The sequence below is a fragment of the Roseburia amylophila genome (assembly GCF_025567465.1).
GTDB lineage: Bacteria > Bacillota > Clostridia > Lachnospirales > Lachnospiraceae > Roseburia_C > Roseburia_C amylophila.
The window spans coordinates 34,214-52,692 of the sequence record NZ_JAOQKI010000017.1 but is presented as its reverse complement, the minus strand read 5'-3'; the positions used below and the strand labels follow the sequence as shown (position 1 = coordinate 52,692).

The 18,479-nt window shown below is 39.5% G+C and carries 24 protein-coding genes and 1 pseudogene; all 25 read left to right on the top strand.

Annotation, left to right across the window (positions count from 1 at the left end; translation table 11 throughout):
• The first annotated feature begins 161 nt into the window (after positions 1-161).
• Positions 162-431 carry a DUF6462 family protein gene (locus tag OCV43_RS10890; protein ID WP_055282113.1) on the top strand — a complete coding sequence of 90 codons (270 nt, stop codon included), beginning with the start codon at positions 162-164 and terminating at the stop codon, positions 429-431.
• Positions 421-648 (top strand): DUF6462 family protein, encoded by a 228-nt coding sequence (locus OCV43_RS10885; protein WP_055282111.1) that lies wholly within the window; start codon positions 421-423, stop codon positions 646-648. The genes OCV43_RS10890 and OCV43_RS10885 overlap by 11 nt, the downstream gene beginning before the upstream one ends.
• A gap of 14 nt (positions 649-662) precedes the next feature.
• The gene (locus OCV43_RS10880; protein ID WP_055282232.1) at positions 663-1,046 is read left to right on the top strand and encodes a TnpV protein; all 384 of its coding nucleotides are present in this window, start codon (positions 663-665) and stop codon (positions 1,044-1,046) included.
• Positions 1,047-1,055: 9 nt separating this feature from the next.
• Positions 1,056-1,232 carry a hypothetical protein gene (locus OCV43_RS10875; RefSeq protein WP_173697015.1) on the top strand — a complete coding sequence of 59 codons (177 nt, stop codon included), beginning with the start codon at positions 1,056-1,058 and terminating at the stop codon, positions 1,230-1,232.
• Between the two features lie 31 nt (positions 1,233-1,263).
• Complete coding sequence (locus tag OCV43_RS10870) at positions 1,264-1,449, top strand: hypothetical protein (protein WP_055282109.1); 186 nt, start codon at positions 1,264-1,266, stop codon at positions 1,447-1,449.
• A 312-nt stretch (positions 1,450-1,761) separates the two neighbouring features.
• Positions 1,762-2,544, top strand: a complete 783-nt coding sequence (locus tag OCV43_RS10865) for an ABC transporter ATP-binding protein (protein WP_055282106.1) — start codon at positions 1,762-1,764, stop codon at positions 2,542-2,544.
• Positions 2,534-4,684 carry an ABC transporter permease gene (locus OCV43_RS10860; RefSeq protein WP_055282104.1) on the top strand — a complete coding sequence of 717 codons (2,151 nt, stop codon included), beginning with the start codon at positions 2,534-2,536 and terminating at the stop codon, positions 4,682-4,684. Before OCV43_RS10865 ends, OCV43_RS10860 begins: the two co-directional genes overlap by 11 nt.
• 28 nt (positions 4,685-4,712) lie before the next feature.
• Entirely contained in the window at positions 4,713-5,396 is a 684-nt protein-coding gene (locus OCV43_RS10855; RefSeq protein ID WP_226838039.1) for a response regulator transcription factor, read from the top strand.
• Complete coding sequence (locus OCV43_RS10850) at positions 5,393-6,439, top strand: sensor histidine kinase (RefSeq protein ID WP_055282102.1); 1,047 nt, start codon at positions 5,393-5,395, stop codon at positions 6,437-6,439. Before OCV43_RS10855 ends, OCV43_RS10850 begins: the two co-directional genes overlap by 4 nt.
• Positions 6,440-6,443: 4 nt before the next feature.
• The gene (locus OCV43_RS10845; RefSeq protein WP_055282100.1) at positions 6,444-6,941 is read left to right on the top strand and encodes a hypothetical protein; all 498 of its coding nucleotides are present in this window, start codon (positions 6,444-6,446) and stop codon (positions 6,939-6,941) included.
• 162 nt (positions 6,942-7,103) lie between these two features.
• On the top strand, positions 7,104-7,643 hold the full coding sequence (locus OCV43_RS10840) for a type IIL restriction-modification enzyme MmeI (RefSeq protein ID WP_317246664.1): 540 nt from the start codon (positions 7,104-7,106) through the stop codon (positions 7,641-7,643).
• A 692-nt stretch (positions 7,644-8,335) separates the two neighbouring features.
• The gene (locus tag OCV43_RS10835) at positions 8,336-8,746 is read left to right on the top strand and encodes a single-stranded DNA-binding protein (protein WP_148872503.1); all 411 of its coding nucleotides are present in this window, start codon (positions 8,336-8,338) and stop codon (positions 8,744-8,746) included.
• 41 nt (positions 8,747-8,787) lie between these two features.
• A complete protein-coding gene (locus OCV43_RS10830) occupies positions 8,788-8,988 on the top strand; it encodes a helix-turn-helix domain-containing protein (RefSeq protein ID WP_055282092.1) in 201 nt (66 codons plus the stop codon).
• Between the two features lie 336 nt (positions 8,989-9,324).
• Positions 9,325-9,690: a DUF3847 domain-containing protein gene (locus OCV43_RS10825; protein ID WP_055282090.1), complete on the top strand. Its 366-nt coding sequence runs from the start codon at positions 9,325-9,327 to the stop codon at positions 9,688-9,690.
• A complete protein-coding gene (mobQ, locus tag OCV43_RS10820; protein ID WP_148872499.1) occupies positions 9,690-11,417 on the top strand; it encodes a MobQ family relaxase in 1,728 nt (575 codons plus the stop codon). Before OCV43_RS10825 ends, mobQ begins: the two co-directional genes overlap by 1 nt.
• 38 nt (positions 11,418-11,455) lie before the next feature.
• Complete coding sequence (locus tag OCV43_RS10815; protein ID WP_055282228.1) at positions 11,456-13,330, top strand: AAA family ATPase; 1,875 nt, start codon at positions 11,456-11,458, stop codon at positions 13,328-13,330.
• 193 nt (positions 13,331-13,523) lie between these two features.
• On the top strand, positions 13,524-13,763 hold the full coding sequence (locus OCV43_RS10810; RefSeq protein ID WP_055282085.1) for a hypothetical protein: 240 nt from the start codon (positions 13,524-13,526) through the stop codon (positions 13,761-13,763).
• Positions 13,764-13,775: 12 nt separating this feature from the next.
• Positions 13,776-14,144, top strand: coding sequence for a hypothetical protein (locus tag OCV43_RS10805; protein WP_015526702.1), 369 nt, complete (start codon positions 13,776-13,778; stop codon positions 14,142-14,144).
• A gap of 90 nt (positions 14,145-14,234) precedes the next feature.
• The gene (locus tag OCV43_RS10800) at positions 14,235-14,444 is read left to right on the top strand and encodes a DUF6462 family protein (protein WP_005609464.1); all 210 of its coding nucleotides are present in this window, start codon (positions 14,235-14,237) and stop codon (positions 14,442-14,444) included.
• 90 nt (positions 14,445-14,534) lie between these two features.
• A complete protein-coding gene (locus OCV43_RS10795) occupies positions 14,535-14,705 on the top strand; it encodes a hypothetical protein (protein ID WP_172677201.1) in 171 nt (56 codons plus the stop codon).
• 35 nt (positions 14,706-14,740) lie between these two features.
• Positions 14,741-15,976: a tyrosine-type recombinase/integrase gene (locus OCV43_RS10790; protein WP_055282084.1), complete on the top strand. Its 1,236-nt coding sequence runs from the start codon at positions 14,741-14,743 to the stop codon at positions 15,974-15,976.
• Positions 15,977-16,146: 170 nt separating this feature from the next.
• Positions 16,147-16,614 (top strand): annotated as a pseudogene (locus OCV43_RS10785) (lysine--tRNA ligase); the annotation flags it as partial.
• A gap of 292 nt (positions 16,615-16,906) precedes the next feature.
• Positions 16,907-17,443, top strand: coding sequence for a VanZ family protein (locus tag OCV43_RS10780; RefSeq protein ID WP_049946793.1), 537 nt, complete (start codon positions 16,907-16,909; stop codon positions 17,441-17,443).
• Between the two features lie 49 nt (positions 17,444-17,492).
• Complete coding sequence (locus tag OCV43_RS10775; protein WP_055291182.1) at positions 17,493-17,921, top strand: hypothetical protein; 429 nt, start codon at positions 17,493-17,495, stop codon at positions 17,919-17,921.
• A gap of 298 nt (positions 17,922-18,219) precedes the next feature.
• Complete coding sequence (locus tag OCV43_RS10770) at positions 18,220-18,456, top strand: DUF6061 family protein (protein WP_004843528.1); 237 nt, start codon at positions 18,220-18,222, stop codon at positions 18,454-18,456.
• Positions 18,457-18,479 lie beyond the last annotated feature (23 nt).

The window sequence follows — 18,479 nt, the reverse complement described above, 5'->3', positions numbered from 1 at the left end:
TGCCATTGTGTGGAGTGACCTCCATAAGATGGATAAATCTTTTACAGAATGGGATTAGCCATCAACACGTTTTGTCCTATAACCCTGATTCGGCCCTGGAAAGTTATATCCCGGCAGTCAGCTTCTGTAAAACAGCAAATCTAATTTTGGAGGAAAACATCATGGGTAAAAGTTATAAACCAATTACAAGTATGAAGGAAGTACCAGAGCAGCTTAGAAAATTACGCCGACAGTATCTGCGTTATCAACAGGCAGAGATTATTTACAGCATTTCTCATAAGAAACTTTTTGAACTCGCCAGTGATGCAGGTGCAATTTACAGAATAGATGGAACCGTATTGATTAACCGGGATATTTTTGATGACTATCTGGAGCGTTTTCATGAACCGGCAACAGGAAATGATAAGGAGAAGAAGACGGATGAGCGGTAATGTATGGATGTTTTCAGATGAAATCGATGATGAAGATCTGGAATTTATGCGCCATGATTACGTGACCTATAACATGGCGTGCGAATACTACAGACTGGGAATCAAACCCGTTGTCCGTATGGCACATGAAGCAGGGGCAGTATATAAAATTGGGAAAAAGGTGTTGATTCGAAGAAGTATATTTGAAGCATATCTGAGAGAGAAGAGAAAGATTTGATGGAGGAGAAGAACATGAGCAATCAGAGAAAAATACTACATGATGACAGGAATGGATTAGATTATGTGTTGGTAGGAGATTATTACCTGCCAGTGCTATCATTACCGGAAGAAACCAGACCGATTGGGTACTGGGGAATGCTTCGAAAAGAATATATGAAAAACTATAAATCAGGTATGTATTCTTATCTTCTGTTGACTGGGAAATTGGACAGCTATCTGGCAGATCTGAATGAACAGGCACAGGAACGGTATGAATTGATTGAGGCACAAATACGAAGTGCGGAGGGAGTTACAGAGGAATTAAAAGCATGTAATCCTATGGAGTGGGTGCGACAGTGTAATAATGTCGAGAATCGTGTGCAGGAAATTGTATTGAGTGAATTGGTATATGTATAGGAGGAGCGTATGAGATACAGGATTGAATATGCTGATGGAAAATGTTGCAATTTCGCAAACAGCAGAAAAGATTTACTGGATTGGTTGAAACTTCTGAAAGATGAACAGATTGTTGATATCCGTAAAATCTATAAAAGCGGTGTTACAGATTCAGTTCTGGATAGTTACCGAAGATATTTAAAATAGTGAAGGGGTAGATGAAGATGTTGAAGCATATATGAGCCAGCACCGTCATGATACAGACATACAGGAATTGAAAACATATTTTACAAGTGTGATAGACTGGATTTCTGGTGTATTTAGTGATGTGGAAAGTGAAATGCGTGGGATTGAGTGGGGAAGATTATTTGAAACTTATCATAACCAACCATATGATCCGGTGGAAGCAGGAAGCGGCACATAAGGAAGCACCGAAAGTAAGAGAAGATAAAGTCAGATAGATGTGAGGACGTGGGAGAAATCCTGCGTCCTTTTTTAATGCGGATAAATATGATAGATGGTAAATAGTGTGTTGTTATTACTCGGTCAACCGACTATGATATATAGTGAATATTTTGTAGAAGATAGAATGTCTGGTGACAGATGAAAAGCAGCATAAAGAATAGCGGTGAAATTCAAACAAAGGAACCTTACATCAAATGTAAGTGGTGTATTTATGCTTTGTGTAGTAAAATTTTAATTGTAAAAAAGTATGAACAAAAAAGAGGTGTTAAGAATGGATTATACAAAAAAACTTTTAGAAGTACGCGACCTGCACAAAGCATATTCCAAAGAGGGCGTTCCCACAAAAGCACTAAACGGAATTACCTTTGATGTTCTAAGTGGCGAATATTTGGGAATTATGGGAGCCAGCGGTTCCGGGAAAACAACATTATTAAATTGTATTGCTACGGTCATTAAACCTACCTCTGGACAAATTTTGCTCTCCGGGGCGAATATAAGTGCCTTTGACGGTGCTAAGTTAGCGGAATACCGTGGAAATAGAATTGGTTATCTGTTTCAAGACTTTGCTTTGCTTGATAATTTGACAGGCAGAGAAAATATTCTGTTGCCCTTATCCATTCACAATATAGATAGTTCCATAGCCGAAAAGCACCTAAATGATATAGCCGGATTTCTTGGAATTACTGATGTTCTTTCAAAGTTTCCGGCGCAAATGTCCGGCGGTCAAAAGCAGCGTGTAGCCGCAGCCCGTAGTTTGATTTCTAATCCAGATATTATTTTGGCTGATGAGCCGACAGGCGCATTAGACACAAAAGCTGCACGGTTGCTTATGGAAAAATTACAGGAAGTCAACCAAGTGCAAGGACGTACCATTTTAATGGTTACGCATGACCCTAACGCAGCAAGTTTCTGTTCCCGCATTTTGTTCATACAGGACGGCGTTATTTTCCATGAATTGCGTCGCAAAGTTCCGACAGAAACACGGGAAGAATTTTATGCGCGCATATTACAGGTAATGGCGCAAATGGGAGGAGGGAGCGCAAATGTTCTTTAACCTTGCATGGAGAAATTCCAAACGTAGCCGCAATGAAAATCTGATTTACTTTCTGACAATGGTAACGGCGGTAGCGGCATTTTACATTGTGCTTTCTCTCGGAGCGCAGGACGTTATACGCTTTTTAAGCAGCCTTGAAAGCGATGCCGTGGAACGGCTGCTTACAAACCTTTTACCTACTGTCTATGTTTGTGCATTATTATTTGTATTTTTCCTTGTAGTATTTGCAAATAAGTATCAGCTCGAATGTCGCAGCCGGGAACTAGGATTATATTTGATGTTTGGTATGACAAAGACCCGATTATTTACGCAAATTATGACGGAGGGGCTTATCACTTCACTTGTCGCCCTCTTGGGTGGACTTATCTGCGGTGGTTTTCTATCCGAAGTTATCAGCCTTGCAACGGCACGTTTAGTCGGACACGGTGTTATTGCACATCAATCAAGTTTTTCATTAAGCGCAGTTTTCTTTACGATATTGGGATTTTTAATCATCCAATGTGTGGCGTTGTTTATACTATGCGGAAAATTGTTTAAGAAAGAAGTCCACCAACTGCTTTATGGAGAAATGGGAAAAAAACAACACACGGGCAGCACACACGGAAGTTTGCTATCCCTTGTAATTGGTACGGCAGTTTTACTTGTTGCATACTGGGTTGTCATAGAACACTTCATGACTGGCGGTGGTGTAATGCTGCTTGTTGCTGTCCTGCTTGGAATTGTTGGAACAATTCTTTTTATCCGAGGCATTGCCCGGCTTTTAAGTATAGTAGCTGCTTCTAACAAACGGAAAGCGACAAATGGACTTTATGTATTTACTTTGCGACAGCTTCACGAGAATGTTGTTTATAAATATATTTCAATTAGTGTTGCGTCTATTCTGATGATGCTTACCATTATGTTTATTGCAAATGGTTCTGCAACTATTATGTCGCATGGGAATGAATTAACAAGAACTTCTGCTGTTTATGATTTTACAGTAATGGGCGAAGAACAGAATGTTGAGCAATACCTTTCCGACGACCAAATGCGAGTTTATGTAGCTAATCTTAACCGTATGGAAACAGGGAACATGAAACGTCCTGCTTCCGGGGAAATGAAATCCTTTGTTGACTGGTCTGTATTAAGAAAAGAGATTGTTCAAAACTTGCCAGAGGGTGTAATAGACCCTGCGACACAAGAAGCTGCCAGTTACGAATTTGGTTCACATCAACCCGCAGCCCTTAATCTGCTTGGATTTATTGATACGGGGAGTGTTTCTCCTTATATGCTCCCAGTTTCATCATATAATCGCCTGTTGGAAGCCGCAGGAGAAAAGCAAATAAATCTTGAAAATGACGAAGCTGTTTTTTACCTCAACCCGGACTTTTTAGAAGATGAACAGGAAGATACCGTTGCTCTGTTAGACAGGATTGCAGAGAACGCACAGACAAGCGGTAATGCGTTGATTTCCATTGACAAAAAGTCAGTTACACTTGTTCCGTCTGTACCGATGAAAGGACTTACTGCTGATGAAAATGTTAAAATTGTAACCGCATTGATTGTTTCCGACGAGATATATCATAACTATGTAGACCCGGACACCTGTTCTGTATATTGGAATTTCTGTATTCCGAATGAGATTGTAGAAGCAAACGGACTGATGCTGTCCGTTATGGAAGCACGCGATTTGCTGAAGCCGTCCGGTCTGTATTACGAAAGCTATCTTGATAATTTCGGGCGGCAACTATTTTATCTTATCTCCGGGAGTTACATGACTTTATATATGGGCTTTATGCTATTGATTATCGCGTGTGCATTGCTTGCTTTGCAATTCTTAACACAAATGCAATCGACAAAATCAAGATATTTGACACTCTCAATTTTGGGTGCGAGGCGAGAACAGATAAAACGGTCAATTTATAAACAAGTTTTATGGTATTTTCTACTCCCCCTAATGTTGGCTTGTATAAGTGGTACGGTTGGTCTTTATGCAATGCAGCAGCATTTATACTCTGACAGCACAAGGATCGGGCAATCTTATCCGTTGTTGATTATTATGGCATTTACTGTCGTTCTTATTATGGCAATTTACGGTGTGGCTGTTGCGCGGACAGCTACACGGGAAATCGGAAAAATAAATTACAAGCCTAATTCATAACAGGCTTACGTGAAAGGAGGTGATCGTATTGGCACGAATTATGGTAGTTGAAGATGATGTTTATATGCGGGAAGAACTGACGGATTTATTGAGAAAGTCGGGGTATGAAACAGCCTCGTTATTTGATTTTGAAAACGCAATACCGGAAATTACAGAGTATTCCCCCGATTTGGTTTTACTCGACATAAATCTTCCATTTCATTCCGGCTTTGAAATCTGCAAAGAATTAAAAGCAAAGCAGCTTGGAACAGTGTTGGTATTGACAGCAAGAGATAAATTGCAGGACGAACTTCACGCATTAGGATTGGGAGCTGATGACTACTTAACAAAGCCGTGTAATATAGAGCGCCTGCTTGCCCGCATTAAAAATTTATTACGACGCAAAGAGGAACAGATACGGCAAGGCTTACTGGACGGGAACGGATTTTTACTTGACCCAAACACCTTTACAATTTATGTGGGGAAGAGTTCTTCCCTCATGCCACCCAATGAGGGAAAAATATTGCTTGCGCTTTTGAAGAAAAGCCCTAATCTTGTTACCAAACATGAGCTGTGCAACGTGCTTTGGGGAACGGAAGAATGCATTGACGAAAATGCGCTGCAAGTAACTTTTACGCGATTGAGGAAAACGCTCCGTGAATTTGGTCTTGAAGAACGGATAGAAACAGTACGCGGACAAGGCTACCGCTTGAAAGAGCAGGTGCGATTATGAAGAAGCTAAAAATATTTTTAACCTATATTTCCTCTAATCGTGTATGGATTATCACACTTGCCTGTTTGGACGTATTCTTTATATTCCTTGCCTGGCTGGCTAATCCAGATTATTTTATCAATTATGTTGCATTGATCATTTTCGTATCATTTGCCACACTTGCTATCCCGCTTGCTATATCAATCAGAAAACGCAACAAGACAGACGCTATTTTTCGGCGTTTTCTATTGGAGCCAGACGATACCAACGAATACTTACTGTGTGAAGCTGTTCCCGCAGTATTACGCCCTTATATCTGTGAATTGGGGCAGCATTTGAGGACGCAGCAGGAATATATCAACGAACAGAAAATTACAGTTACAGATTATCAACACTACATTGAAAATTGGGTACATGAAATCAAAAAGCCGCTATCCCTTATGACCTTGCTACTGGACAATCGAAAAGATGAAATGTCCCCTTTGGTTCATACCCGTATGCTGTATGTACGCGACCATACCCGACAGGATATAGAACAAATTCTATACTTTTCAAGGCTTGGGGCTACTCATAAGGATTACTTTTTTGAGCCGCTTTCAATTCTTGAAATTTGTCGTGAAGCAGTTGAAGATAATTTAACGCTTCTTGAAGAAGCTGGATTTTCTGTTGAATATACCGAAAACGATGCTCAAGTGATTTCTGACAAAAAAGGTTTGATGTTCATTTTAGGACAGATAATCAGCAATAGTGTGAAATATACGGGGAACAATCCTGCTCCTCGACTTCTCTTTTCCATTGCTGATAGTGCGGATAATGAACAGATTTCTTTATCTATGAAAGACAACGGCACAAGCATACCGTTGTCTGACTTACCTTTTGTTTTCGACAAGGGGTTTACTGGAGATACGGGCAGTTACCTTAGTCGTTCTACGGGTATGGGGTTATACCTTGTTCAGAAAATGGCAACTGACCTGTCTATCACGGTGGAGCTAAAAAACAATTCTTGCGGTGGAACAACTGTAACCTTGACGTTCCCGAAAGTGGAGCGTCCATTTGGGAGGTAATGAAATGCAGTTACAAAACGAAACAATAAAAGAGCGCACACCAATAAAAGGCTTGCTCATTGATTGGTTGATTATATTTGGAACATATCTTTTTATCCGTGTATTCTTCGCCCTCTTTGGGCTTCATCAGAATATTGTCATTTTGGGCTGTTGCCTTGCGGTATTGCCATATCTTTTGGGGGCAGTATATTTACAGAAATCCCACAAGCAATGTCCATTATGGCTTTCTGCATCGGCTATTTTAATACCGTCCATTGTTGAAAAAATAGCGATATATTTATTTGGTGCGTACTTATACAATTTAAGCCCGATAAATGTTTTAGGAGTTATGGAAGCGATTAAGAGTAACGCATCATACACAAACTTCATTAAAAATCAATCAGCACAGAATTTAATCAATCTATCATATTTGAATTGGACATACATTCTATGCAGTATAGCTATTTCTGTTTTGGTTATCTTGCTTTTAAATCAGACAAAACAGAAAAGTAATAAAGGATAAAGAGAACTTTATGAAAGTGACATAGTATAAAACATCTGCCACTCGACGGCAAAAGAAAAAAAAACGTCGCACAGCAAATATATAGGGTTAATTGTGAGATGAAAATATGAGAAATTAGCTGTATTTGATATATCTGAATCCGGCAGAGAGATTGGAGAAAAGTTGATACTTTTGCTTGATGAAAGACAACGGAAAGAACTTGCACAGTATTCGCCATATATTGCAATACCAAAGGTGTCTTCGCAAAACAGAAGATATATTCCGATGGATTATCTTGAAGGAGAAATAATTCCAGGCGATAAACTTTTTACAATGCCGTCAGCCACAAGTTACGAGTTTGGAATACTAATGTCCAATGTTCATATGGCATGGACCAGAGCAGTATGTGGTCGACTAAAGAGTGATTATAGTTATTCTAATATGATTGTTTATAATAATTTCCCTTGGCCTTCTCCAACAAATGATCAAAAGGAAAAGATAAGAAAAACGGCACAGGCTATCTTGAATGCTAGAGCACTTTATACAGATAGCAATCTTGCAGATCTTTATGATCCTTTGACAATGCCAACAGAATTACTGAAAGCACATAAAGCAAATAACAGAGCAGTGATGCATGCTTATGGATTTAGCATTAAAATGTCAGAAGCAGACTGTGTTGCTGAATTAATGAGAATGTATCAGAAATTGACAAAAGAAAAATAATGATTACCCCAAAGGGCATTAACCATAAGTGGTTAGTGCCTATTTTTTTGCTTTTTTTCAAAATCATCTGACTTTATACATTCTGCCACATGTGATTAGTGGAAAAATGATTTTTCAAGAAAATCCATGTCCTCACGTTCTCTGGAATATGCAACTAGCGAAGAAGTATTTCATTTATGTACAAAAAACTTGCAAAAAGGGGTTGGTAAATACCATTTCCAACGCTTTATAGGTAGAGGAATAATTATTTTTCAAAATTTCCCAAAATCATGTCCGATTTTGTCGCTCCCAATACAGAGTATATGAAGGGACTAACGAAAGTAAAAGAAAAAATGATAAAAATGTAAAAAAATATCACGAATCTTTTGCATCTTGCAAAGTCATTTGACTTTAGTAATTAGAGGACGTTTTGGAATGTTCCTTTGTTGAACCTTGACAATTGATAAGTGCACCCTGAAAGCCTACCAGGAGTTCTGCCATGACCTTTCTTTTTCTGAAAGCAAGCGGAATCATAATGACACTCCCGATGATGGGCGGTTGATCAAAGCCTTATGATCAGTGACCTGTGTATGCAGGCAGAGGCAGTCTGAGACGGCTGCAGGTGACAGGGAAACGCACAATAGACCGCTGATGCAACAAGTAACTAATAACAATGATTAAAGGGTATCATGCCCGGAAAGGACGTAAAAACTATGAATAGAGTGATTTTAATGGGAAGACTGACAAAGAATCCGGAGATCAAATATGCCGGAAAAGATAATGATATGGCAGTAGCAAGATATACACTGGCAGTGAACAGAAAATATAAACGTGATGGTGAACAGGAAGCGGATTTTATTTCGTGTGTAACATTTGGTAAGAGTGCAGAGTTTGCACAGAAATATCTTCACAAGGGAATGCGGATTGTGATCGGTGGTCGCATCAGCACTGGCAGTTATAAGGATAAGGATGGAAAGACGATTTATACCACAGATGTGATTGTGGAAGAACATGAATTTGCCCAGAACAAGGACAGCGGTGCTGGAGCAGATTCATCAGAAACTCCGAAAACAGATAAAGACGGATTTATGGAAGCGAAGGATGGAGAAAATCCGTTTGACTAATAAAAGCAGAAATCTGTCTAATAAAAATGTGGAGGTTATTTATGAGTGTAAGTTATAACAGATTGTGGAAACAGCTCATTGATAAAAATATGAAGCGAATAGAAATGCAACACCTCACCGGGATTAGTGCAAATATCCTTGCCCGGATGGGAAAAAATCAATATGTATCAATGGAAACAGTCGAGAAAATTTGTAAGAAAATGGATTGTACTATTGACGAGATGATGGAATTTACAGATTAAAGATAGCAAGCCGGATACGGCATAATTCTCTTAGCAAAGCTAAGAGCGCACTTCTATACAGGCAATTACATCTGCCTGTATCGTGCGACCTGCGGTGCCATTCCTGACTTTGAAGAATTTCAATCCGGGAATATAGCGAAATCATAGATTTCGTACAAGGGGATAATTTCCCCTTGCGGCAAGAAGCCTATCCTATTGTAATAACTAATCTATTTTAAAATTGCGGAGGTCAGTATTTCTTTATTGTGAAACAACGACCTCTGTTTTTTATATCCAGGAATCGGCATTTATGAGAAGACCGGTTCTTTTTGTTTACAGAAAAAGGAGGACAGGAAAGTGAGCAGAGCAAAAAATCCGAAATATGAATCCATGTCATTGGAAGAACTGAGAGCCAACATGGAAAAAAGTAAAAAGGAACTGGAACATGCGATCCACAATAAAAATATTCTTGAACAGAGGAAAAGGATAGTGGAGCGAAAGGAACGTTCCCACAGATTGATCGTTAAAGGAGCAGAGTTTGAAAAAGCATTTCCATTATCCAGAGATTTGGAACAGGAAGAAGTTCAGGATGTTATGGAACAGTTGCAGAACAGTAGTTACAACAAGAGTATTGTGCGACAGGTTTACATAGCAGCCTTACACAAAGAGCAACAGCAGATTGCAGAAGCAGTTGAAAGAGCAGAAAAAGGAGATGACAGTTAATGGCATTGTATCATTTTTCGGTAAAGCAGGTGTCCAGAGGAAAAGGTCAGACAGTGGTTAATTCCGCAGCGTATATTTCGGGGCAGAAGCTTTATAACGATTATTATGGACAGACGCATGACTATACAAAAAAGTCTGGAGTAGTTTTCACAGAAATTCTGACGCCGGAATATGTGCCGGAACGTCTGACTGATCGGGAAACACTCTGGAATGAGGTAGAAAAGGTGGAGAAAAGTAAACGGGCACAGTTAGCTTATTCTTTTGATATTGCTTTGCAAAATGAACTGACGCTAGATGAAAATATAGAACTGGCAAGAGCGTTTTGCCGGGAGCAGTTCGTAGCACATGGCATGATTGTAGATCTGGCAGTTCATGAGGGAAAATCAAAGAATGAGGATGAACCAGATAATCCACATTTTCATGTACTTGCTCCAATCCGTCCTTTTACAGAAGATGGAAGATGGGGCAACAAGCAGAAACGGGAATATGTTCTGGATGAAGATGGAAACCGGATAAAAGATGCTAAAGGGAAGGATATATTCAATGCTGTTTCCACTACCGGGTGGAATGATCCGGAGCTTTTAAAGGAATGGAGAAGAGCGTGGACGGAGAAAGTAAATGAAAAATTCCGGGAGTGCCACATGGCAGCCAGAATTGATCACCGTTCTTACAAAGAGCAGGGAATTGACTTGATTCCGACCATACATGAGGGATATGAAGTTCGGGCGATGGAGAAAAAGGGGATTAAAACAATCATCGGGGAACTGAACAGAGCTATTCGACAGTTCAATCAGATGTTTATTTCTTTGAAAGAATCCATTCAGTGGATGAAGACAGCTTATGAAGAAATGAAGGTAGAACTGGATCGCAGACAGAACCCTACACTTCTGGAAAGCCTGCAAGATTATTATGATAAAAAGACACAGGGCAGACTACCGCTCCCAAATTTCTATGCGGAGATGAAACGGAGAGGGAAGAATCTCTCCAACTTACAGGAGTTTGCAAAGTCTATCAATTATCTTCAGACACATCAGATAGAGACAATGGATGACTTGAAGGAACGGATTGATGAACTGAATGGTGTTGTATCAGTCAGTAAAAAAGAGATTTCCGAAAAGCGAGATCAGTTAAAGAAACTGGAAAATCTACAAAAGATGGCAGAAGTAATAAAGATAAACCAGCCATTGATTGATGAATATAACCGTTTCTATTTTCAGAAAAGAAGGGAGAAATATTACCAGCAGCATAAGAAAGAAATCAATTACTATCGCAAATGTGAACGGGAGCTGAAACAGCATCTGGATAAAAATGGAAAAGTGCCAACTGCCAGATGGAAACGGGAAAAAGAAGAACTCCGGACAGCGATCGAAGAGCTGAAAGCAGATAAGCAGCCATATCAAGATGAGTTGGCTTTTGTGAAAAAAGTACAGACCTGTGCAGATATTGCCAGACGTGACCGGGAAATGGCAGAAGCAGATACTTCCGGGCGTTCAGAAGAAAAAAGCGAGAAGCAGACAAAGTTCCCAGCATTTCACGCAGCTCAGACGGAAGATATTTTTGAAGAAAGCGGTAAAGCAGAGCAACAGCCGGTGAATCAGCAGGAGAAGAAGCCAGAAAAGAAGACTTCTCTTCTGAGAAAATTGGATGAAAAGAAGAAAGAGTGTGCAGAGCGTGATGCAAAACAACAGGCAGTGAGGGAAAAACGGAACCATGAGATGAGTTTATAACAGTCTGTCAACAGGACAGATAGGAAAGGATGATGAAAATGCAGTATACAGAAGAACAGATTGCAAGAGCAAACCAGACCGATCTTGTTTCTTTCCTGAACGAACAGGGAGAACAGTTGGTAAAAAGTGGCAGAGAATACCGTTGGAAAAAGCATGACAGTGTAACGATATCCGGAAACCGATGGTATCGGCATAGTCAGAGTAAAGGAGGTTATCCGGTAGATTTTGTAATGGAATTTTATTATGCAACATTCCCGGAAGCAGTGAAAATGCTGATCGGGGAAGAAGGCGAAGGCAGGCAGAAGTCCTGCCCCGCCCCGTCAAAAGACTTCCGATTACCGGAGAAAAATAAAGATAATGAAATGATTGTAAAGTATCTGACAGAAAGCAGAGAGCTTGAGAAAAATCTGGTGATGGAATGGATTGTCAGAGGAGATATTTACGAAGAAAAGAAGCATCATAATGTTGTATTTATCGGCAGAGATGCAGATGGTATTCCAAGATATGCACATTGCCGTGGAACTGGTGAAATGAAATATCGTGGAGATGTAGCCGGTTCTGATAAAGCTTTTGGATTTTGCCACAGAGGAACGGATAATCAGTTGTTTGTGTTTGAAGCAGCCATTGATCTGCTCTCTTTTATTCAGTTGTTTCCCAAAGACTGGAAGAAACGCAGCTACCTGAGTCTGGGTGGAGTCTCCAGTGTGGCACTGATGACCTTTCTTTCTGAACGCCCTCAGATTACTTCTGTTTTCCTGTGCCTGGATAATGACCAGGCAGGGAATGAGGCTTGTGAGAAACTGGCAGGAGAAATCTCAGAAGGATACAGTGTAATTCGTCTGAAACCATCGCGAAAAGACTGGAATGAAATCCTCTGTGATAAAAATACTGACAGAAAGAAAGCAATCGCAGAAACAATCACAATAAAAGTACCAGAAGCAGAAGAACTGGTGCCGATGTTATGTTATGAAGATATTAAGCAGACCAGTGTGGAGTGGTTGTGGTTTCCTTATATTCCATTTGGAAAACTGACAATCATTCAGGGCAATCCGGGAGAAGGAAAAACTTATTTTGCAATGATGCTGACGGCAGCTTGTACCAATCGAAAGTTATTTCCTAATATGGAAGATATTGAACCGTTCAATGTAATTTATCAGACAGCAGAGGACGGTATGGGTGACACTATCAAGCCAAGACTGATAGAAGCAGGAGCAGATCTGAGCCGGGTTATGGTAATTGATGATACGGAAGAAGCATTAACCCTATCTGATGATCGAATTGAAAAAGCAGTCAGACAGAATCGAGTGCGGCTTGTAATCATTGATCCGGTACAGGCATTTATTGGAGCAGATGTGGATATGAACCGGGCAAATGAAGTGCGTCCGGTGTTCCGAAAACTGGGAATGATTGCCGAGAAGACCGGATGTGCCATTGTGCTGATCGGACATCTGAATAAATCTTCCGGAACACAGAGCACTTATCGAGGACTTGGTTCTATTGATATTATGGCAGCAGTGCGAAGCTTGATTTTCATCGGAAAAGTAAGAAAAGATCCAACCACAAGGGTGTTGATTCATGAAAAAAGCTCGCTAGCGCCACCAGGGGAGACAATGGCATTTAAACTGGGAGACGAAGAAGGATTTCGATGGGTGGGAGCTTATGAGATTTCCGCAGATGAATTGTTAGATGGAAAAGAAGGAAAAGCAACAGAAACAAAGCTGGAGCGAGGGAGAAAATTGATCAGGGAACTGCTTGCTGATAAAAAAGAAATTTCAATCAGGGAATTAGACGAAAAGGCAAAGGAGCAGGGAATATCCGGGAGGACAATGCGTGATGTGAGAAGCCGAATGAAGAATGAGTTGGAGTACCAAGTAAATGAAAAGCAGGAGAATAGTATTCGATTAAAAGAATGATGGGTGGCAGAGTCATCGAAGCAAATACAGATTTTTATAGATACCCTATCTGCCACCTGCCGTCTGCCGGTGCATGAATACTTTCAAGTATCAGGAGTAAGTAAAAGTAGATTGACAGATAATATAGAAAAGCGTATTATAATAATAAGAGGTGGGATTTCCCACACAAATGCTTGCGTAGGAGGTGTTGATAATGGAAGCAATGAAAGATTATGTTGCCCATCTGGATAACAAAAAAAGAATTACTCTCAGAGGAGCTGCTTATCAGTATTATAATGTAAAAGAATATGGAAATGGCTGCATTATTCTGGAACCTCGGGAACTGGCAGTGCCAGAGTGCATTTCAGCCAGAACTCTGGCAGATATGGATCGTGCAGTAAGCAATTTTAAAAGAGGCGATGTTTCCCAGGCTATTGACCTGTCAGATTTTTAAAAGGAATGAGAGATGAATTTTAATATACGAATGGGAATTCCTGAAATGCAGGAACTTTGGTTAGATCTGCAGGAGAAATATCGTTCCGGTAATATAAAAAAGAAGGAAGAACAGTTGTATAAAAAATGGGGAAAGGCTTTAAAGCTGTTGTCGGCTGATCCGGGTTATCCGAGTCTTCAAACCCATGAAATAGAGCCATTATCCAGACGTTACGGAATGAAAGTGTGGCAATCTTATCTGGAAAATAAAACCAGTGGCGCAATGAGAATGTACTGGGTTTATGGACCAGACCAGAAAGATATTACAATTATTGGATTGGAGCCACACCCGGAAGATAAGAAAAATGGCGCATACGACCGAATTTCACTGTCGGATTTGTAGAATAAAACTGAATATGGAACTTAACACGAGCAGTTAGTCTATGAAAAATAGGTTAGCTGCTTTTTTCATGCAGAAAAGGAGGTGCGGTGTATGGGATATGCACGTAAAGATGTAGAGAAAACAAAGAAAATAGCAAAGAAATTCGTCCGTTATCAGGAAGGGGCAGAGCTTTACAGCATTGGGCTGACGAAATTCCAGGAGCTGGCGAAAGAAGCCAAAGCAGTGTATAAGATTGACAAGGTTGCCCTTGTAAACTGTGAGATATTTGAAAAGTATCTGGAGACATTCCGGATTGCGTAGGGAAGAAAAAATTGTGGAAGGACGAAAAACAGGGATTGACTTTTTGTCATACGAAAACTATAATGAAGATGTGGAGGAATAAGAACAGATATGGCGAAGACAGGAAGACCAAAGTCGGAAAATGTAAAAAAGAAAGTATTGAGTATCCGGGTGGAAGATTCTATGTATAAGCGTATCTGCGATTATGCCGGAAAGCACAAAATGACTGTGACAGAAGTTGTCCTGCAGGGACTGGAAAGAATTTTGAACAGACCTGAATAACATGAAGTCCTTCCTTTATTGAAGGAGGATTTTATATGGCACAGACAAGAAAAGATCTGCGAGGCAGAGTCTTGCGGAAAGGTGAATCACAGAGACGTTCCGATGAGAGGTATGTATATACTTATACAGATCCCCTTGGAAGACGTAAGTATGTTTATGCACAAGACCTTGTAACGCTTCGAGAAAAAGAAGCACAGCTCATGAAAGACCAGATGGACGGTCTGGATATTTATGTTGCCGGAAAGGCTACAGTAAATTTTGTATTTGACCGCTACATGAGTCTCAAAAACAATCTGAAACCAACGACCAAGAGTAATTATCTTTATATGTATGACCGATTTATCCGGGATACATTTGGAAAGCGGAATATAGCAGAGATTAAGTATTCTGATGTGGTGCAGTTCTATAATCATTTGACCAAGAAGCAGGAACTGAAGATTAACACATTGGAAACCATTCATACGTTATTGCATCCAACTTTTCAACTGGCTGTAAGGGATGACATTATCAGAAAAAATCCTACGGATGGAGTCATGGCAGAATTAAAGAAAAACTTAGGCATGAAGACCGGTGTGAGACATGCACTGACGATTCCACAGCAGAGAGCATTTATGGAATATATTGCTGCGCATCCGATTTATTTTCACTGGTGGCCGATTTTTACGATTTTTCTTGGAACCGGGTGCCGGATTGGAGAAGTTTTAGGGCTTCGATGGGAAGACATTGATTACGAGAAGCGGATTATCAGCATCAATCATAATCTGACGTATTATCCGGTAGGAGAAGACCGGGCATCGGAAAATCACATTTCGACGCCGAAAACAGAAGCCGGAATGCGTACGATTCCCATGTTGGATACAGTGAAAGATGCTTTTGAAATGATCTGGGAAGAGCAGAAAGAAAATGGCTGGACAGATGCAGAGATTGACGGAATGACAGGCTTTGTTTTCTGTAACCGTTATGGAAATATAATGAATGCCCAGTCAGTCAATCGAGCAATCAAGAGAATCTCATCTGCTTATAACGCAACAGAAGAAATAGAGGCAAAAAAAGAGCATCGGGAGCCGGTGCTGTTGCCGGATTTTTCAGCGCACAGCTTGAGACACACATTTTGCACAAGGCTTTGTGAAAGAGAAACAAACCTGAAAATAATCCAGTCGATCATGGGGCATAAGGATATTCAGACCACTATGGATATCTATGCAGAAGCGACAGAGGAGAAAAAACAGGAAACATTTGAACATTTGGCTGCAACAATGGATGTATTTTAAGAAGGGCTTATGAACCCTTTCATCTGACAACAGAAATAACCAAATGACATCAAATTGACAACAGATATGATTTGACAATGATTCATCATGAATGGTGATGAAGAGAAGACAATTTAATAGAAATAGTACAGCGAAGCATCACGAAGGGTAATGAAGAAAAATCAAAAAAATTCCCGACAATGAAGACCCTGAATGATGTAAATAAGAAAAATGATGTAAAATCTAAGGCTACTGAAGAAGTGAAAGCAGAGCCTGAAAAGATTGATTTTTCTAAGGTAAAGATTGAGCCTTTGTTTGAGGAAATGGTAGACTTTGATACATTCAGCAAGTCAGATTTCCGTGCAGTAAAGGTTAAAGAGTGTGTTGCAGTACCGAAGTCAAAGAAACTGTTACAGTTCACTCTTGATGACGGAACAGGCACAGACAGAACCATTTTAAGCGGTATTCACGCTTATTACGAGCCGGAAGAACTGGTTGGAAAGACTCTTATCGCTATCACAAATCTTCCACCGAGAGCTATGATGGGCATTGACTCTTGCGGTATGCTCCTCAGTGCTATTCACGAAGAAGAAGGCGAAGAAAAGCTTCATCTTCTGATGGTTGATGACCACATTCCGGCAGGTGCAAAGCTCTATTAAGATGATGTAAAGATGTACCGTTTTACCAAATAAACGGAACGTACTTCATTTGATAAAAAACTGAAAAAACAGCGATTTACATCAAACTTACATCATTTGATGCAGAAATCGGTGCAAGCAAGAAAAAATCGCATAATAAGCAGAATGAATGGGCAGTCCTTAATGGGATTGCCCATTTTTAGAAGAGAGAGAAATGTAAATCACCGATTAGGTTTTCATTGCAGTGGTTATGGAGAACAGTTATAATGGGGATAAAAGAAAACGACAAATTTGAAGTTATGGAGGAATGATAGTGAGTTATATTACAATGGAAATATGGACTGGAATATGGATATTAGTGAGATTATTTCCAATGGCACTTATTATTTTTGCAGGTGTTATGATTATCGAAGTGGGTATTGAATTTATCCAGAAGAAGAAAATTGAAGTTAAGATTTTAAATTGGTTATGTCAATTCTTATGGATTCTAATAGTTGTATCAATATTAAAAATTACAGGAATTATTGGTGGTAGTTTTGGAATATCCTCACCACTTGATAGTTATATTAGTTTTAAATTATTTGAGGATGGATTTAATGCGGCAACTATTTTGAATATATGTCTATTCATTCCATATGGATTTTTGCCAGTATTTATTTTTAAGAATATCCACAAGCATTGGTGGAATGGCGTTATACTTGGAGCAGTATTTTCGATTGGTATAGAATTTTTGCAAACATTTATTGGAAGGTTTGCACAGTTAGATGATGTGATTATGAATACTTGTGGGACTCTCGTTGGATTTTTGATAGGATGCTTGTTACTTCGTATAACCACAAGGAAAAAATAAATTTCAGTCTGTAGGGATGAAAATTTGAATTCGTAGGAGGTATCGAAAAATGAATAGGAAAACTTTATTCTGTTTTCTGACAGCTTTGATAATGATTTTTGTTCTTGCCGGCTGTAGTGGAAAGAATAGTGGTGGGAATATTGACAATGTTCAAATTCCTGATTGGAAACCATCGGAAATATATTCAGACAGTGATATTGAGGCGGCTTTCCAAACAGTAAAAGACTATTTCGGCAACGAATTTGACGGCTGCACACTGACAAAACTGTCCTATCCCGGAGATACATACGCCGATGAATTTGATGAATGGGCTGAACAATATGACGCGGATGAAGCAATCGTAATATTATCATCTTTCGATGTAGACTCATCAGGCGGGGATGGTTCGCTTAATCCGGATTCAACATATGATGATTGGAAATGGATTCTAATTAGGAATGACAGTGGGAATTGGGAACATGTTGACCACGGGTATTAAAGCGACAAATTCCAGTTGATATTTCACATATTTTAGGAAATTTAATAACTGTTATATTTAATTATCAAATTCTTCGCAAACCCTTGAAAATACTAAGTTTGTAGCAAGTGAGCTTTCCCTTACTCTTTCCCTTGTGTTATATTCTCACATTGGTTTTCATGAACCTTAATATGGGAAAAAATAAGGGAAAGAAAATTTCATAACACAGTATAACAATAACGACATGGTGAACTGATTGAAATGTTTTCGATATTTAACTCTATAACTGATTATTAAAAGAAAATGGAGATAAGATACGATGAGAACAATTTATGCAGAATACAACATAAATCACGATAGTATTGATGTTTACACAAGTGCCGGATATATGCTTCGCATTGATTGCTGGAAAGCTGAAAAAAATCTAAAAACCACATACGGATCAGAATGTGCGCTTACTTCATTGGCTGTGGATGAGCCTTTGGAATATGCAAGATTATATCTTGAGGGTAATTTACAGATGTGGGTAGATGCAGAAGACTCACTAGAGTTATAATCCTTATCCATATAAATAATATG

Coding starts and splice junctions, on each gene's coding strand:
- OCV43_RS10865 (WP_055282106.1), top strand. CDS start 1,762: ATGGATTATACAAAAAAACTTTTAGAAGTACGCGACCTGCACAAAGCA.
- OCV43_RS10775 (WP_055291182.1), top strand. CDS start 17,493: ATGAATAGGAAAACTTTATTCTGTTTTCTGACAGCTTTGATAATGATT.
- OCV43_RS10830 (WP_055282092.1), top strand. CDS start 8,788: ATGAGTGTAAGTTATAACAGATTGTGGAAACAGCTCATTGATAAAAAT.
- OCV43_RS10835 (WP_148872503.1), top strand. CDS start 8,336: ATGAATAGAGTGATTTTAATGGGAAGACTGACAAAGAATCCGGAGATC.
- OCV43_RS10870 (WP_055282109.1), top strand. CDS start 1,264: ATGAGCCAGCACCGTCATGATACAGACATACAGGAATTGAAAACATAT.
- mobQ (WP_148872499.1), top strand. CDS start 9,690: ATGGCATTGTATCATTTTTCGGTAAAGCAGGTGTCCAGAGGAAAAGGT.
- OCV43_RS10890 (WP_055282113.1), top strand. CDS start 162: ATGGGTAAAAGTTATAAACCAATTACAAGTATGAAGGAAGTACCAGAG.
- OCV43_RS10850 (WP_055282102.1), top strand. CDS start 5,393: ATGAAGAAGCTAAAAATATTTTTAACCTATATTTCCTCTAATCGTGTA.
- OCV43_RS10885 (WP_055282111.1), top strand. CDS start 421: ATGAGCGGTAATGTATGGATGTTTTCAGATGAAATCGATGATGAAGAT.
- OCV43_RS10860 (WP_055282104.1), top strand. CDS start 2,534: ATGTTCTTTAACCTTGCATGGAGAAATTCCAAACGTAGCCGCAATGAA.
- OCV43_RS10795 (WP_172677201.1), top strand. CDS start 14,535: ATGGCGAAGACAGGAAGACCAAAGTCGGAAAATGTAAAAAAGAAAGTA.
- OCV43_RS10770 (WP_004843528.1), top strand. CDS start 18,220: ATGAGAACAATTTATGCAGAATACAACATAAATCACGATAGTATTGAT.
- OCV43_RS10875 (WP_173697015.1), top strand. CDS start 1,056: ATGAGATACAGGATTGAATATGCTGATGGAAAATGTTGCAATTTCGCA.
- OCV43_RS10880 (WP_055282232.1), top strand. CDS start 663: ATGAGCAATCAGAGAAAAATACTACATGATGACAGGAATGGATTAGAT.
- OCV43_RS10805 (WP_015526702.1), top strand. CDS start 13,776: ATGAATTTTAATATACGAATGGGAATTCCTGAAATGCAGGAACTTTGG.
- OCV43_RS10790 (WP_055282084.1), top strand. CDS start 14,741: ATGGCACAGACAAGAAAAGATCTGCGAGGCAGAGTCTTGCGGAAAGGT.
- OCV43_RS10815 (WP_055282228.1), top strand. CDS start 11,456: ATGCAGTATACAGAAGAACAGATTGCAAGAGCAAACCAGACCGATCTT.
- OCV43_RS10845 (WP_055282100.1), top strand. CDS start 6,444: ATGCAGTTACAAAACGAAACAATAAAAGAGCGCACACCAATAAAAGGC.
- OCV43_RS10800 (WP_005609464.1), top strand. CDS start 14,235: ATGGGATATGCACGTAAAGATGTAGAGAAAACAAAGAAAATAGCAAAG.
- OCV43_RS10810 (WP_055282085.1), top strand. CDS start 13,524: ATGGAAGCAATGAAAGATTATGTTGCCCATCTGGATAACAAAAAAAGA.